Origin of the sequence: Promicromonospora sp. NPDC050262 (genome assembly GCF_040655935.1) — a bacterium.
In the GTDB taxonomy this organism is placed as follows: domain Bacteria; phylum Actinomycetota; class Actinomycetes; order Actinomycetales; family Cellulomonadaceae; genus Promicromonospora.
In genome coordinates this window covers 450,750-466,063 of sequence record NZ_JBFAKX010000001.1, presented here as the reverse complement: position 1 = coordinate 466,063, position 15,314 = coordinate 450,750, and the positions used below count along the sequence as shown (strand labels likewise).

Below are 15,314 nucleotides of genomic sequence, written 5' to 3'. Positions count from 1 at the left end.
GAGCTACCCGGCCGACCCGTGGGACGTCGTCAGAGACCGACCTCGGCCTCGAACGCGCCCTCCTCGATCCGGTTCTTGATCGCGGTGAGGAAGCGCGCGGCGTCCGCACCGTCGACCAGGCGGTGGTCGTAGGACAGGAAGATGTACGCCATCGAGCGCACCGCGATGCTCTCGTTGCCCTCCGCGTCGGTCACCACGACCGGGCGCTTGGTGATGGTGCCCGTACCCAGGATGGCCGCGTGGCCCAGCGGCACGATCGGCGTGTCGATGAGGGAGCCGCCGGAGCCGGTGTTCGTGATGTTGAACGTCCCGCCCGAGAGCTCGTCCGGCGTCACCTTGTTGGCGCGGGTGCGCGCACCCAGGTCCTGGATCTGCCGGGCGATGCCCGCCAGGTTCAGGTCGCCCGCGTTCTTGATGACCGGGACCACGAGGCCACGCTCGGTGTCGACGGCGATGCCGACGTTCTCCGAGCCGTGGTAGGTGATCTCGCCCTTCTCGGTGTCGATCGTGGCGTTGATCTTCGGGTACGCCTTGAGCGCCTCGACGGCGGCCAGCGTGAAGAACGGCAGGAAGGTCAGCTTCGCGCCCTCGCGCGCGGCGAACGACTCCTTGGCCTTCCCCCGGAGCTTCGCGACGCGGGTGACGTCGACCTCCAGGACCGTGGTCAGCTGGGCCTGCGACTGGACGGCCTCGAGCATGCGCTCGGCGACGATCTTGCGCAGGCGCGACATCTTCTCCGTGGTGCCGCGCAGCGGCGACACCTCGAGCTTGGTCGCAGCGGGCGCCTTCGCAGCAGGTGCGGCAGCGGCGGCGGGTGCCGGGGCGGCCTTGGCCTCGGCGGCGGCGAGCACGTCCTCCTTGCGGATGCGGCCACCGACACCGGTGCCCTTCACCTCCGCGACGTCGACGCCCTTCTCCGCGGCGAGCTTGCGCACGAGCGGGGTCAGGTACGAGCCGATGGTGCGACCGCCCGCGGCGGCGGGAGCAGCGGCGGCGGGCGCCGGAGCAGCAGGCGCCGGAGCGGCCGCGGCCGGTGCCGGCGCGGCAGGCGCGGGGGCAGGTGCCGGAGCCGGAGCAGCGGGCGCCGGGGCAGCGGGTGCTGGGGCAGCGGGTGCCGGAGCAGCCGGAGCGGCGGCCGGTGCAGCAGCGGCGGGGGCCGGAGCCGGAGCAGCAGGCGCCGGAGCAGCAGCCGGAGCGGCGGCGCCGGAACCGACGCGGGCCAGGATGGCGCCGACCTCGACGGTCTCGTCCTCCTTGACCAGGATCTCCTGGAGCGTCCCCGCGACGGGCGACGGGATCTCGGTGTCGACCTTGTCGGTCGAGACCTCGAGCAGGGGCTCGTCGACGGCGACGTCGTCACCGACCTCCTTGAGCCAGCGCGTCACGGTGCCCTCGGTGACCGACTCGCCCAGCGCGGGCAGCGGCACGTCGGTGCCGGCACCGGCCGGAGCCGGCGCGGGCGCCTCGGCCGGAGCCTCGGCAGGGGCGGGCGACTCCGCCGCGGGTGCCTCGGCGGGAGCGGCCTCGGCCGGCTCGGGCGTCGCCTCCGGGGCGGGGGCCTCGGCAGCGGCGGGCTCGGCGGCAGGCGCTGCCGGGGCGGCACCGGATCCGGAGCCGTCGCCGATGACGGCGAGGGTGGCGCCGACCTCCACGGTGTCGTCCTCCTGGACGAGGATCTGCTCGAGCACGCCGGCGATCGGCGACGGGATCTCGGTGTCGACCTTGTCGGTCGACACCTCGAGCAGCGGCTCGTCGACGGCGACCTCGTCGCCGACAGCCTTGAGCCAGCGGGTGACAGTGCCCTCGGTGACGGATTCGCCGAGGGCCGGCAGCTGCACGTTCTCAGACATGACCTGTGGGGTCTCCTTTGTCGTTATGGTCAGTTGTGGGCGTGCAGAGGCTTGCCGGCCAGTGCCATGTGTGCCTCTCCGAGTGCCTCGTTCTGGGTGGGATGTGCGTGGACGAGCGAGGCGACGTCCTCAGGGAACGCCTCCCAGCCCACGATGAGCTGGCCCTCGCCGATCAGCTCGCCCACGCGCGAGCCGATCAGGTGCATACCGACCACGGGTCCGTCCTTGCGGCGCACGAGCTTCGCGAAGCCCTGGGTACCCAGGATCTTGCTCTTGCCGTTGCCCGCCAGGTTGTACTCGATGGTCTCCACCCCGTCCGGGCCGTACAGCTCGGCGGCCCGTGCCTCTGTGACGCCGACCGACGCCACCTCCGGCTCGCAGTAGGTGACGCGCGGGATCGTCGCCTCGTCGATCGGTGCGGGCGACAGGCCCGCGATCTGCTCGGCCACGAAGATGCCCTGCGCGAACCCGCGGTGGGCCAGCTGCAGGCCGGGCACGATGTCACCGACGGCCCAGACCTGCCCGCCGGCCGGCGTCGGGACGCCGGTGCGGAGCAGCTCGTCGGTCAGCACGAACCCGCGGTCGACGCGCACACCAGCGGCCTCGTAGCCGAGGTCGGCGGTCCGCGCTCCGCGCCCGACGGCGACGAGCAGAAGCTCGGCGTCGAACGTGGTGCCCGACTCCAGCTCGACCTGGACGCCGTCGTCGGACTGCTTGGCCTGGGCGAAGCGCTCGCCCAGGGAGAACTTGATGCCACGCTTGCGGAACGCGCGCTCCAGCGCCTTCGAGAGGGCGACGTCCTCGTTGGGGACGAGGTGGGGCAGCGCCTCGACGATCTGCACGTCGGCGCCGAAGGACTTCCAGACGCTGGCGAACTCCACGCCGATCACGCCGCCGCCGAGCACCACGACCGACTTGGGCACGGTGTCCAGCGTGAGCGCCTGGTCGGAGGTGAGGATGCGGCCGCCGAGCTCCAGGCCGGGCAGCGTCTTCGCGTACGAGCCGGTCGCGAGCACCACGTGGGTGCCGGTCCAGCTGGTCTTCGCGCCGTCCGCGGCGGTGACCTCGACGACGCCGGGGGAGGCGAGCGTGCCGTGCCCCTCGACGACGGTGATCTTCCGCGAGGCGATCAGCCCCTGCAGGCCCTTGTAGAGGCCGGCGACCACGGAGTCCTTGTAGGCGAGCACGCCGGGCATGTCGATGCCGTCCAGCGAGGTGCGCACACCGAACTGCGCGCCGTGCGTGGCGGCGTCGGCCACCTCGGCTGCGTGAAGCAGCGCCTTGGTGGGGACGCAGCCCACGTGCAGGCACGTTCCGCCGAGCTTGCCCTCCTCCACGAGGGCCACGCTCAGGCCCAGCTGTGCGGAGCGGAGCGCGGTGGCGTAGCCGCCGCTTCCCCCGCCGAGCACGACGACGTCGAACGTGGTCGGACTGTCATGCGTAGGCACGTGCTGGCTCCTCGTTGACTCTGCGGCGGTGACCGCTTGGCTTCGTCGGCTGCGTGGGTTGTCGCCGCATGCCATCTTGACACTTCAGCGGGCGTGGCCCCAATCGTGTACGCGGCTTGTCGGGTGTGACCGTGGCGACATTGACGCTCCGGCGGCCCTGTGACAGGACGGCGTGCCCGGTCCGTGCCCGCTCCGTGCCCGGTCCGGGCTGGGACGGTCGGCGGCGAGAAGGTGCGAGTTTCCTGCGATGTGCGTGGAGATGCCTAGGACAGCGCCGGTCTCGCTAGTACCCTCGGTGCATGCCCCGCCAGTCCCGTAGCTCGCTCGCGCGCTTCTTCCAGCGACGCTCCGCACCCGGTAGCGGATCCCGCCCCACCGGCAACGACGCGCGCCGCCAGACCCTGGCGCACCTCGGTGAGTTCATCGGTTCGCGCGTCGGGGTCGAGGCCTACGTGGAGCCCCCGACCACCGACATCCCCAGCACCATCCTGCTCGTGGCGAGCACCGGTGAGTGGACGCGCCGCCGGGTGCCCGACGAGCGCACCGCGTTCGACATCGCGAACCAGCTCGGGGTGCCGGTGTACAACGTACGGTTCACCGGCTACCCCCAGCGGATGCGCGACTGGAACAGCGCCCAGCGCAAGAAGTAGCTACTTCGCGGCGGCCCGGCCCTCGACGAAGCCCAGGAGGGTGCGGACGCCGACGCCGGTGCCGCCCCCGGACGTGTAGCCGTGCGCGCCGCCCTCGTTGAAGGCGGGGCCGGCGATGTCCAGGTGCGCCCACGGGTGGTCGCCCACGAAGGTCTGCAGGAACAGGCCGGCGTTGAGCATGCCGCCCCAGCGCGGGCCGGAGTTGGCGACGTCGGCCACCTTGGACTTGATGTTGGCCTTGAGCTCCTCCGGGAGCGGCATGGGCCAGAAGAGCTCGCCCGACGCGTCGGCGGCGGCCTTGACCTCGTCGCGCACCTCGTCGGTGCCCATGACGGCGGACGTGCGGTTGCCGAGCGCGACCATCTGGGCGCCCGTGAGGGTGGCGATGTCGAGCACCACGTCGTGGCCGTCCTCGACGGCGGACACGAGGCCGTCGGCCATGACGATGCGGCCCTCGGCGTCGGTGTTGAGCACCTCGACGGTCTTGCCGCCGTAGATCGTGATGACGTCGGCGGGACGCTGCGCGTTGCCGCCCGGCATGTTCTCGGCGAGGCAGAGGTAGCCGGTGACGGCGACCGGGAGGTTCAGCTTGGCGGCGGCGATCACCGTGGACAGCACGGCGGCGGCGCCGGCCATGTCGGACTTCATGGCCTCCATGCCGGCGGCCGGCTTGATCGAGATGCCGCCCGAGTCGAACGTGATGCCCTTGCCGACGAGCGCGACCTTCGCGTCCGGCTTGGCGGGCGCGTAGGCGACCTTGACCAGGCGCGGGCCGCGCGACGAGCCCTGCCCGACGGCCGTGAGGCCGCCGTAGCCGCCCGACGCGAGCTGCTTGTCGTCCAGCACCGTCACCTTGACGTGCTTCACGTCCTTGGCCGCGGCCTTCGCGGCGTCGGCGAACGTGGCCGGGTACAGCTCGTTGGGGGCGGTGTTGACCAGGTCGCGCGTGGCGTGGACCGCCGCGGCGAGGATCTCGGCGCGCTCGGCGGCCAGCTTGGCCTTCGCGTTCTTGTGCAGCGGGGTGAGGATCTCGATCGCGGCGACCGGGTCCTTGCCGTTCTTCGCGGCGTCCTTGCCGTTGCTCTTCGCGTCCTTCGTACCGTTCGCGGCGTCCTTGCCGGCGGTGCGGTACCGGTTGAAGGTGTAGGCGCCCAGCAGCGCGCCCTCCGTGACGGCGGTGATCTCCGCGTCGTCGGACGCGGGCAGGGCGATCGCGGCGGACTTGAGGCCCACCAGCTCGCGGGTCGCCGCGCCTGCCGCGCGGCGCAGCGTCTCGGCGGCGAACGTGCCGTCCTCGGCGCGCTCACCCAGGCCCGTCAGGACGAGGACGTCGGCGGCGAGCTTGTCGCCGGCCGGGATCTTGCGCACCTCGTCGCGGGCGCCGGTGACGCCGAGCTGCGGGGCGAGCGTCTCGAGCTGCGTCAGGAGGTCCGTGGGGAGCTGGTCGGACACGACGGCTACGCCGTCCGACGTCTGGGCGGTCGCCACCACGAGCGCTTCGGCCTTCACGGCGGTGGGATTCTTGCTGGAGAGGGTCACGTCGGTCACGCAGCCGATGGTATCCCGGGCCTCCGACAGCCGGACCTCGGGCCGGGACGGGGCCCGTGCACCGCCCCGCACGCCACCCGTACACGCCCTCGCCCGGCCTCATGGAGGCGCAGGTCACGCACGATCCGATTGCCGCCCCACCGGGACCGCCCGGTAGTCTGCAGGACGTGATCCCTGCCCTCCTGCTCCTCGTGGTCGCGCTCTGCGTGGTCCTGGCCGGGTGGGCCGGGTGGTTCGTCGCCCGCGACCGCGCGGTCATCCTGAACCAGCTCTGGGGCGGCGCCGTCATCGAGTTCTTCCTGCTCGTGCAGGGCGTCGTGGCGATCGTCCAGGGTGCGGGCGGCGACGGTGCGAGCGACCCGGTGCTGTTCTGGGGGTACTTCGCCACGACACTGGTGATCCTGCCGGTCGCCGCCGCGTGGGCCTTCGCGGAGCGCACGAAGTGGAGCTCGGTGGTGCTGCTCGTCGCGTCCCTGACGGTGGCCTTCCTGGAGTGGCGCATGTGGCAGATCTGGACGGGGGCCTGATGGCGATGACGGAACGGACAGCCGGACGACGGACCGGGCGGGGCTTCGGCCGCGTCCTGGTGACCATCTACGGGATCCTGGCGTTCGCCGCCCTCGGCCGCTCGTCCTACGAGCTCGTCGTGAAGTTCGGCGAGGCGCCCGTGGCGTACACGCTCTCCACGCTCGCGGCCGCGGTCTACGTGGTCGCGACCTTCGCTCTCGCGATCGGCACGCCCGCCTGGCGCGTGACGGCGTGGATCACCGTCGGGATCGAGGCGGTCGGCGTGGTCACGATCGGGGCGCTGTCGCTCGCCGACCCGGACGTGTTCGGCGAGTCGACCGTCTGGTCCGGATTCGGCCAGGGCTACGGTTACGTGCCCCTGGTCCTGCCCTTCGTGGGGCTGTGGTGGCTGTGGCGGACGTCGCGCAGCACGTCCGAGGAGAGGACTGCATGAGCTGGCCGTACTCGCTGTTGTTCAACGGTGTCTTCCGCCGGATGGACCCGGAACGTGCCCACGAGATCGCGTTCTCGCTGATCGAGCGCGCCGGGAAGGTGCCGGTCCTGCGGGACGTCGCGCAGGGCGCGCTCGCCCCGTACCTGGGCCAGCGCGCCGGGGGCCCGGGCAGCGTGCGCCTCTTCGGCCGCGTGGTGCCCGCGCCGTTCGGCCTGGCGGGCGGTTTCGACAAGAACGCGCGCGCCGTCCGGGGCCTGACGATGCTCGGCTTCGGGTTCGTCGAGATCGGCACCGTCACCGCGCGCCCGCAGCCCGGCAACGACAAGCCGCGCATGTGGCGCGAGCTCGACGTGCGGGGCGTGCGCAACCGGATGGGCTTCAACAACGAGGGCGCGGCCGCGGCCGCGGACCGGCTGCGCGCGCTGCGTCGCACCGCCGCGGGCCGGGCGATCGTGGTCGGCGCCAACATCGGCAAGTCCAAGGTGACGCCGCCCGAGTTCGCCGCCGCCGACTACGCGACGTCGGCCCGGCTGCTGGCTCCCTGGGCGGACTACCTCGTGGTCAACGTGTCGTCGCCGAACACCCCCGGCCTGCGTGACCTGCAGGCGACCGAGTCGCTGCGGCCCATCCTGGAGGCGGTCCGCGCCGCCGCCGACGAGGCCACCACCGGGACGGCCGCGGGCAAGGGCACGGGCCGCAGGATCCCGCTCCTGGTGAAGATCGCCCCCGACCTCGCGAACGAGGACGTCGACGCCGTCGCCGACCTCGTGCTGGAGCTGGGGCTCGACGGCGTGGTGGCGGTCAACACGACCATCGGCCACGACCGCGGTCCGGGCGGGCTGTCCGGCCCGCCGCTGCTCGGCCGGGGCATCGAGGTGGTCGCGCGCCTGCGCGAGCGGCTCGGCACGGGCCCCGTCATCATCGGCGTGGGCGGCATCACCCGGGCCGACGACGTCCGCGCGTACCTGCGCGCCGGCGCCGACCTGACCCAGGGGTACACGTCGTTCGTCTACGAGGGGCCGCTGTGGGCGTCGGAGATCAACCGCGCCCTGACCCGGTCGGCCGGCTCGACGGCTAGTGGGAGGTACGAGTGATCCGTCCGCAGTGGGAGTGGGCCCTGGACGACGCCGAGGGGCGTCGCCTGAGCGACCCCGTCACGCCCGTCTTCACCGCGCAGTACGACGCCGAGCAGTGGCTCGGTGAGCACTGGCGCGAGCTGGCCACGGCCGGCGCCGTGCTGGCGAGCCTGCTGCACGACGGCACGCAGGCCGCGCCGGGTGTGGAGCTGCGGATCCCCTGAGGCCCCGCGGCCTCGGGTCAGCGCCTCGGCCTGCCGGACGGCACCACCCGGCTCCAGGCCCGGGCGAGCCGCGGCACGGCGTCGGCCAGCTCGGCCGGGGACCGCGTGAAGGTGAGCCGCACGCGGGACGCGGAGCCGGTGCTCTCGGGGCTGAAGATCGGCCCGGCCGCCACGAGCGCGCCCTCCGCGGCCGCCGCGGCGGCGAACGCCTGGGCGACCGGCCGGCCCAGGTCGACCCAGCAGAACAGGCCGCCCTGCGGCGTCGGCACGTCCCAGGAGGGGAACGCCTCCCGGAGCCGGTGGACGAGGAGGTCCCTGCGCTCGCGCAGCATCCGGCGCCGGCCGGCCATGACCTCCTCGTGGCGCCCGAGCAGCTCCACCACGGCGAGCTGCTCGAGCACGGCCGTCGCGATGTCCGCCGACTGCCGCGCCCGCGCGAGGTGGGCGATCACCTGCGGGTGCGCCCTGACCCAGCCGACGCGCAGCCCGCCCCAGAACGCCTTCGAGGCCGACCCCACCGTCACCACGTGCGGTGACGTCCCGTCCCCGGCGAACGCGGGCGGCAGCTCGACGTCCGACAGGTTGAGCTCGACGAGCGTCTCGTCGCCCACGACCGTGACGCCGTACCGGTCGGCGATCTCCCGGACCGCCGCACGCTCGCCGGCGGACATCACGAACGCCGTCGGGTTCTGGAAGTCCGGCACGAGGTACACCAGCCGCGGCTGGGCGCGCCGCACCGTGGAGGCGAGCAGGTCGACGTCGAGCGGACCCGTGGGCACGCCGACCACCCGGCCCCCGGCGTCGCGCATCGACTCCATGGCATGGAAGTAGGTGGGCGACTCCACGACCGCCCGGTCGCCCGGGTGCAGGTGGGTGTGCGCCAGCAGCGCGATCGCCTGCTGGGCGCCGGTGGTCACCAGGATCTCGTCGGCCGTGGTCGGCACGCCGCGCTCGCGATAGCGAGCGGCGACGGCCTCGCGCAGCGGCGTGAGGCCGTGCGGCTCGTAGCCGCCCGAGTCGAGGTAGGCGGGCAGGCGCTCCAGGGCCCGCGCGAAGGCCTCGTGCAGCTCCGGTGGCGCGGGCGGGGTGGCCTGCCACAGGTCCAGGTGCCCGACGCCGGACGGCAGGCCCGCGGGCGTCACGGCCCGCAGGGCGTCGTCGGCCACCGGGGCGTCGCCCCCGGCCGGCCGGCCGGGGGCAGGATCGGCGCTGCGCTGCGGCAGCGTGGCGACCGTGCCCGACCCGACGCGGCTGACCGCGAAGCCCAGCTCGCGCAGCCGCGCGTATGCGCCCGACGTCGTGGTGCGCGACACCTTGAGCGTCGCCGCGAGCTCACGTTCGCTGGGCAGGCGGGTGTTCGGGGCGAGCGTGCCGGACAGGACGGCGGCGCGCAGGGCGTCGGCGAGGGCCACGTAGGCGGGCCCGCCCGCGTGCCACGAGCCGAGCAGGCGGGCGGTCGTGGCGGGGGAGAGCTGACGCAGCACGGTCGGGGTCGCGGCGGACATAGGGGCCACTCTTGCGCGATTGGCCCTGGATGACAAGGCCAATAGCCCCGCACCATGGGGACATGACGACGACCACCGGCCGCCCGGCCGAGCCTGCCCCTGCGACCGACACCGCGATCGCCGCTGCCGCGCCCGGCGCCCCGGTCCTGATGCACCCGGTGCGCCGCGGCGTCCAGCTCCTGCTCGGGCTCGTGGGCTTCGGCGTCGCCACGGCGCTGATGCTCCACTCGGGCCAGGGCGCGATGCCGTGGGCCGTCCTGGACCAGGGCATCGTGGACCGGACCGGGCTGGCGTACGGCTGGGTCGTGCTCGGCGTCGGGCTGCTGGTGATGCTCGCGTGGATCCCGCTGCGCCAGAAGCCGGGGATCGGCACGATCGCCAACATCATTGTGATCAGCCTCGTCATCGACCCCTCGCTGTGGGTGCTCGAACGGCTGCTGCCCGAGCCGGCGCTCGCCACCGGGATCGTGCTGGCGCTGGGCGGGACGGTGCTGCTCGGGGTGAGCACGGCGGCCTACGTCGGGGCGCGGCTCGGGCCGGGGCCGCGGGACGGGCTGATGACCGGGATCGTGCAGCGCACGGGCTGGCCCGTCTGGCTGGTGAAGACCGTCATCGAGGTCACGGTGGTCGTGGTGGGGGTGCTGCTGGGCGGGACGTTCGGGTGGGCGACCGTGGTCTTCGCCTTCGGCGTGGGCCCGGTGGTCCAGGTCGCCGCGCGGTGGCTCGCGCCGCGCGGCCTCGTGGGGTGAACCTCGTGGGGTGAGTGTCATGGGGTGAGTCTCGTGGGGTGGTCGCGCGGCCCGCCCTCGCCGTCGGCCGGTAAACCTGCGAGCCTCGGTGACCGTGGTGGGGGACATGAGCACCGACACCGAAGAGACCGGGCACGCCGAGACCGGGCAGACCGAGACCGGGCAGACCGAGACCGGGCGCGCCACGGTCCGCGTGGCCCGGGCGCGCGACGACGACTTCGTCGCGTTCGTCGAGACGGCCGGACCCTACCTGTACCGCACCGCGTACCTCCTGGCCGGCGACAGCCACCGGGCCGAGGACCTGGTGCAGACCGCGTTCGAGCGCACCTACCGCGTCTGGGACCGGGTACGGGACCGCGAGCCGCGCGCCTATGCCCGGCGGGTCCTGGTGAACCTGCGCATCGACACGTGGCGGCACACCCGGCGCGAGGTCGTGCCGGGCGACGACCGCCTCCCGGTGGGGACCACCCCGGACCGGGCCGGCGAGGTGGAGCTCCGCGACGCGCTCGTCCGCGCCCTCGCGCGGCTCGCGCCGCAGCAGCGGCGCGTCGTGGTGCTCCGGCACCTGCTGGACCTCTCGGAGGCGGACGTCGCGGCGGAGCTCGGCCGGAGCGTCGGCACGGTCAAGGCGACCAACGCCCGCGCGCTGGAGCGGCTGCGCGGCTTCGTCACCGAGGCGGACCTGGAGGCGGTCGACGCGCCCGCCCTGGACGCCGCCGCGGTGCTGCGGGGCAGCAAGGCGTCGCTGCGCCGTCGTCGGGCCGCGCAGGGCGCGACGTCGGGCGTCGCCGCGCTCCTGCTCGTGTGGTTCCTTGCGGGGCCGGTGCGCGTGCCGGGCCTGGGGGAGGTCGCCCTGCCGGGCAGCGAGTGGTTCCGGGAGGTGACCGGCATCGAGCGGCTGCTCGAACGGCGTGACGACGCGGCACCCGGGCCAGGCCTGACCGCCGCGCCTGTCGGTTCCGCCGAGGTGGAGCCGCTGCGCGAGACCTTCGCCGTGTCGGGCGATGGGACCGCCACGGCGACGCTCGCCGAGGACGGCTCGTACTTCATGGTGAAGTCGTTCGCGGAGTCCGGGAACCCTGACCTGGCCGGGAGTGCCGGTTCGTCCGTGATCGAGATCGTGGAGATCCAGGAGGACGGGATTCCGCATGCCGGCGAGTACGAGAGCTCGAGCGCGCTCGGCGGCCTGAGCACCGTGGTCCTCTCAGCGGTGCGCCAGGACAGCTGGCTGGCCTGGGTCGACTCGCCCGTCACCGAGGGCGCCCCGGGCGTGTGGGCGATCCGCGTGCGGGGACCGGAATCGGGTCGGTTCACCGTGGCGGAGCACCGCGCCTCGGATCACGCGGCGGACGGCGCGGTCCTCGGTGACCCGTCGCTCGGGCTCACCGCCGGACGGGTCGCCTGGCTGACCGAGGCGCCCGGACCGGACGGCGAGCTCGTGCGCACCGTCTCGGCGACGGCGGTGGACGGCACCGGCCCCGAGCAGGTCGTCGCGACGGGCGTCCGGACGTTCGCGACCCACGACGACGAGCTGGTGGTCACTACGGTGGAGCGGGTCGCCGACGGCACGATGCGGTACGCCATCACCTCCCACCGGGACGACGGGCGCACGGAGACACTTCGGCCCGCCACCCCGGCGAGGCCCGGCACCGGTGCCTACTGGGGGCGCGAGCTCGCGGTGTCCGACCGGCTCGTGGCCTGGAACGACGGCGTGATGGTCCACGTCCTGGACCGTGCGACGGGCCGGGAGCGGGTCTTCGGACCGGGGACCGCCGGGGAGGTCGTGACCTCGCTGGACGTGTCGGCGGGCGACGTGGTGTGGAGCACGGCGGGGAACAAGGGCGACACCGTTTACCTGGTCGCCGACGCGGTCGGCGACGGGCAGCCCCAGGTGGTGGACCACTTCGGGGTGGTCCCGAACGATCGCGCGGTCTCGGCAGCGGTCGCGGGCGACCTCGTCGCCTGGCACGTGGAGAGCCCGGGCGACGGAACGGCGTCGCTGTACCGGGCCAGGTTCGAGCCCTGAGCGCAGGGACCGGGCCCCGATCGGCGTCCTGGGTGCACGTGGTCGTTCCGGTGCGTGAAAGTGGGTCAAAGCGATTCGACCGTTGTCATAGGGTGATGCCATGGTCAACTACCGGTACCTCGGCAACAGTGGTCTCAAGATCTCGGAGATCACCTACGGCAACTGGCTCACCCACGGCTCGCAGGTCGAGAACGACGTCGCCACGGCGTGCGTCCGCGCCGCCCTCGACGCCGGCATCACCACCTTCGACACCGCGGACGTCTACGCCAACACGGTCGCGGAGCAGGTGCTCGGCGACGCGCTGAAGGGCGAGCGCCGCGAGTCCCTGGAGATCTTCACCAAGGTGTACTGGCCCACCGGCCCCAAGGGCCCCAACGACACGGGCCTGTCGCGCAAGCACATCCTGGAGTCGATCAACGGCTCCCTGACGCGGCTCGGCACCGACTACGTCGACCTGTACCAGGCGCACCGCTACGACGTGGAGACGCCGCTGGAAGAGACGATGCAGGCGTTCGCCGACGTCGTCCGCCAGGGCAAGGCCCTCTACATCGGCGTCTCCGAGTGGACCGCCGACCAGATCCGCGCCGGCGCCGCGCTCGCCAAGGAGCTCGGCTTCCAGCTCATCTCGTCGCAGCCGCAGTACTCGATGCTGTGGCGCGTCATCGAGGACGAGGTCGTGCCCGCCTCGAAGGAGGTCGGCGTCTCGCAGATCGTGTGGTCGCCCATGGCGCAGGGCGTGCTCTCCGGCAAGTACCTGCCGGGCCAGGCCGCGCCGGCCGGCTCGCGGGCCACGGACCAGAAGGGCGGCGCGCAGACGATCAGCCGCTTCATGAGCGACGAGACCCTGACCGCCGTGCAGAACCTCAAGCCGGTGGCCGACGAGCTGGGCCTGTCCATGGCGCAGCTCGCCGTGGCCTGGGTGCTGCAGAACGACAACGTGGCCGCCGCGCTCGTGGGCGCGTCCCGCCCCGAGCAGGTCGCGGAGAACGTCAAGGCGTCGGGCGTGACCATCCCGGACGAGCTGCTCAAGCAGATCGACGAGGCCCTCGACGGCGTCGTCGAGCGCGACCCGGCCAAGACCCTCGAGGGCATGCCGAAGAAGCGCCTCGCCTGACCTCCCCGGGTCCGCCCGGATAGACCTGTGGCGAGACGGAACCAGCCGGTTCCGTCTCGCCACAGGTCTCTCAGCGGTTCTGCCGCAGCGGCCGCAGGATCACTCCGGGTAGTTGCCGCGCTTCTTGCTCATCGGCTTGGGCAGCCGCGAGCGGCGCAGCTGGTAGGCGCGGGTGACCGTGTACATCACGAGGCCGCGCGGGACCTCACCGAACTTGGCCGTCAGGCGCTTCTTCAGCGAACGCCACAGCAGCCACACGTCGATGATCGTCAGGAACAGGAACCCGTACAGGCCGAGCATCACGAAGATGCTGAGCTGCGGGTACTGCGTCGTGAAGAACGTCGCGAACAGGAAGATGAACGCGACCGGCAGGAAGAACTCGCCCAGGTTCCAGCGCGCGTCGACGAAGTCGCGCACGTACCGGCGCACCGGGCCCTTGTCCTTGGCCGGCATGTACCGCTCGTCGCCGGTCTGCATCGCCTGGTAGGAGCGCTCCCGGTCGATGCGCGACTTCTCGCGCTGGGTCTTGCGCGCCGCCCGGCGGTCGTCCGGGACCAGGGGACGCTTGTTCGCGGCCTGCGCAACGTTGCGCTTGGGCGTCGGCCGGCCCTTGCCGGCGGCGGCACCCGACGTGGTGTCGGACGTCGGCGTCACCTCGTCCGGGGAGTCGCCCACGGGGGTCACGCCGTCTGGAGTCGAAGTCTTGCTGCGGGAGAACACCCTCCCAGCCTAATCGCTCCCGGCGGCGGCCGGTTCCGAGCCGTTAACGTGGGGCTGTGACCATCGATACCACCGCGGCCCTCCGGGCCCGCGTCACCGAGCTGTTCCCCGCTCTGCAGGCCGACCTCGAGGCGCTCGTCCGCATCCCGAGCGTCTCGGCCGCCGCGTTCGACCAGGCGCACGTGGCCGCCAGCGCCGCCGCCACGGCGCAGCTCCTGCGCGACGCCGGTCTGCCGGACGTCCAGATCCTGTCCGCCCCGCGCCCCGACGGCACGCCCGGCGCGCCCGCCGTCGTCGCGCGCCGCCCCGCGCCCGAGGGCGCGCCGACCGTGCTGCTGTACGCACACCACGACGTGCAGCCGCCGGGCGACCCCGCGACCTGGGACACCGAGCCGTTCGAGCCCACGCAGGTGGGGGAGCGGCTCTACGGCCGTGGCGCGGCCGACGACAAGGCGGGCATCGTGGCCCACCTGGGCGCCCTGCGCACCCTCGGCCTGCCGGACGGTGCCGACCTGCCCGTGGGCGTCACCGTGTTCCTCGAGGGCGAGGAGGAGTCGGGGTCGCCGTCGTTCCGCGCCTTCCTGGAGCAGTACCGCGACCTGCTCGCGGCCGACGTCATCGTCGTGGCCGACTCCACGAACTGGAAGGTGGGCGTCCCCGCCCTCACGACGTCGCTGCGCGGCCTCGTCGACGGCGAGATCGAGCTGCGGGTCCTGGACCACGCGGTGCACTCCGGCATGTTCGGCGGCGCGGTGCTGGACGCCGTCACCCTGATGTCGCGCCTCGTGGCGACGTTCCACGACGAGGCCGGCGACGTTGCGGTCGAGGGCCTGGTCACCGCGCCCGAGCCCGAGGTCGACTACGCCGAGGCCGAGTTCCGTGCCGACTCCTCGCTGCTCGACGGCGCGGAGCTCGCCGGTACCGGCACGCTGTCGGGGCGCCTCTGGTCCAAGCCCGCGCTGTCCGTCATCGGCATGGACGTCACCTCGGTGGCCGAGGCGTCCAACACGATCGCGCCGCGCTGCACCGCGAAGATCTCGCTGCGGCTCGCGCCGGGCCAGGACCCGGCCGCGGCCGACGCCGCCCTCGCCACCCACGTCGCGAAGCACGCGCCGTTCGGCGCACAGGTCACGTGGCGCTCGGGCGAGCAGGGCAAGCCGTTCCTCGCCCCGGGCGACACGGCGGCGATGCGGGCGGCCCGTGCCGCCTTCACCGAGGCGTGGGGCACCCCGCCGGTCGACGTCGGCGTGGGCGGGTCCATCCCGTTCATCGCGGACCTGCTCGAGATCTTCCCGGACGCCGCGATCCTCGTGACGGGCGTCGAGGACCCGGACTCGCGGGCGCACGGCGCGAACGAGTCGGTGCACCTCGGGGAGCTGCAGAACGTCGTCCTGGCCGAGGCGCTGCTGCTGACGAAGATCGGCGAAGGGCTCTAGCCCGTCC

The 15,314-nt window shown here is 73.2% G+C and carries 14 protein-coding genes; 9 read left to right on the top strand and 5 right to left on the bottom strand.

The annotated features are described in order from the left end of the window. Nucleotides 1–29: 29 nt before the first annotated feature. Nucleotides 30–1,850, bottom strand: coding sequence for a 2-oxoglutarate dehydrogenase, E2 component, dihydrolipoamide succinyltransferase (gene sucB / locus AB0I29_RS02040; RefSeq protein WP_285104296.1), 1,821 nt, complete (start codon nucleotides 1,848–1,850; stop codon nucleotides 30–32). Between the two features lie 29 nt (nucleotides 1,851–1,879). Further along, on the bottom strand, nucleotides 1,880–3,298 hold the full coding sequence (lpdA, locus tag AB0I29_RS02035) for a dihydrolipoyl dehydrogenase (RefSeq protein ID WP_285104298.1): 1,419 nt from the start codon (nucleotides 3,296–3,298) through the stop codon (nucleotides 1,880–1,882). 299 nt (nucleotides 3,299–3,597) lie between these two features. Here lpdA and AB0I29_RS02030 point away from each other — a divergent pair, with 299 nt between their 5' ends. Beyond that, nucleotides 3,598–3,948, top strand: coding sequence for an oxidoreductase (locus tag AB0I29_RS02030; protein WP_285104300.1), 351 nt, complete (start codon nucleotides 3,598–3,600; stop codon nucleotides 3,946–3,948). Here AB0I29_RS02030 and AB0I29_RS02025 read toward each other — a convergent pair whose 3' ends face one another. Further along, entirely contained in the window at nucleotides 3,949–5,496 is a 1,548-nt protein-coding gene (locus tag AB0I29_RS02025; protein ID WP_285104302.1) for a leucyl aminopeptidase, read from the bottom strand. Between the two features lie 167 nt (nucleotides 5,497–5,663). Here AB0I29_RS02025 and AB0I29_RS02020 point away from each other — a divergent pair, with 167 nt between their 5' ends. Genes AB0I29_RS02020 through AB0I29_RS02005 form a run of 4 tightly spaced genes read left to right on the top strand, consistent with a single transcriptional unit; the run spans nucleotide 5,664 to nucleotide 7,757 of the window. Beyond that, a complete protein-coding gene (locus AB0I29_RS02020) occupies nucleotides 5,664–6,023 on the top strand; it encodes a hypothetical protein (RefSeq protein WP_357477389.1) in 360 nt (119 codons plus the stop codon). Between the two features lie 5 nt (nucleotides 6,024–6,028). Continuing rightward, nucleotides 6,029–6,457, top strand: coding sequence for a hypothetical protein (locus tag AB0I29_RS02015; protein WP_285104306.1), 429 nt, complete (start codon nucleotides 6,029–6,031; stop codon nucleotides 6,455–6,457). Further along, nucleotides 6,454–7,551 (top strand): quinone-dependent dihydroorotate dehydrogenase, encoded by a 1,098-nt coding sequence (locus AB0I29_RS02010; RefSeq protein WP_285104308.1) that lies wholly within the window; start codon nucleotides 6,454–6,456, stop codon nucleotides 7,549–7,551. The genes AB0I29_RS02015 and AB0I29_RS02010 overlap by 4 nt, the downstream gene beginning before the upstream one ends. Continuing rightward, a complete protein-coding gene (locus tag AB0I29_RS02005) occupies nucleotides 7,548–7,757 on the top strand; it encodes a hypothetical protein (RefSeq protein ID WP_285104310.1) in 210 nt (69 codons plus the stop codon). Before AB0I29_RS02010 ends, AB0I29_RS02005 begins: the two co-directional genes overlap by 4 nt. A 17-nt stretch (nucleotides 7,758–7,774) precedes the next feature. Here the strand turns inward: AB0I29_RS02005 and AB0I29_RS02000 are convergent, their stop codons facing one another. Beyond that, nucleotides 7,775–9,262: a PLP-dependent aminotransferase family protein gene (locus tag AB0I29_RS02000; RefSeq protein ID WP_357477383.1), complete on the bottom strand. Its 1,488-nt coding sequence runs from the start codon at nucleotides 9,260–9,262 to the stop codon at nucleotides 7,775–7,777. 62 nt (nucleotides 9,263–9,324) lie between these two features. Between AB0I29_RS02000 and AB0I29_RS01995 the strand changes: the two genes are divergently transcribed. The 3 genes from AB0I29_RS01995 (at nucleotide 9,325) to AB0I29_RS01985 (ending at nucleotide 13,151) form a co-directional block, all read left to right on the top strand. Further along, nucleotides 9,325–10,011 (top strand): hypothetical protein, encoded by a 687-nt coding sequence (locus AB0I29_RS01995; protein WP_285104313.1) that lies wholly within the window; start codon nucleotides 9,325–9,327, stop codon nucleotides 10,009–10,011. A 106-nt stretch (nucleotides 10,012–10,117) separates the two neighbouring features. Then, nucleotides 10,118–12,037 (top strand): SigE family RNA polymerase sigma factor, encoded by a 1,920-nt coding sequence (locus tag AB0I29_RS01990; protein WP_357477380.1) that lies wholly within the window; start codon nucleotides 10,118–10,120, stop codon nucleotides 12,035–12,037. Between the two features lie 100 nt (nucleotides 12,038–12,137). Then, a complete protein-coding gene (locus tag AB0I29_RS01985) occupies nucleotides 12,138–13,151 on the top strand; it encodes an aldo/keto reductase family protein (protein WP_285104317.1) in 1,014 nt (337 codons plus the stop codon). A 99-nt stretch (nucleotides 13,152–13,250) separates the two neighbouring features. On the opposite strand, the gene AB0I29_RS01980 is transcribed toward AB0I29_RS01985, so the two are convergent. Beyond that, nucleotides 13,251–13,871 (bottom strand): DUF3043 domain-containing protein, encoded by a 621-nt coding sequence (locus AB0I29_RS01980; protein WP_285104319.1) that lies wholly within the window; start codon nucleotides 13,869–13,871, stop codon nucleotides 13,251–13,253. Nucleotides 13,872–13,927: 56 nt separating this feature from the next. On the opposite strand from AB0I29_RS01980, the gene AB0I29_RS01975 reads away from it, so the two are divergent. Then, nucleotides 13,928–15,307 (top strand): dipeptidase, encoded by a 1,380-nt coding sequence (locus tag AB0I29_RS01975; protein ID WP_357477375.1) that lies wholly within the window; start codon nucleotides 13,928–13,930, stop codon nucleotides 15,305–15,307. Nucleotides 15,308–15,314: the final 7 nt, after the last annotated feature.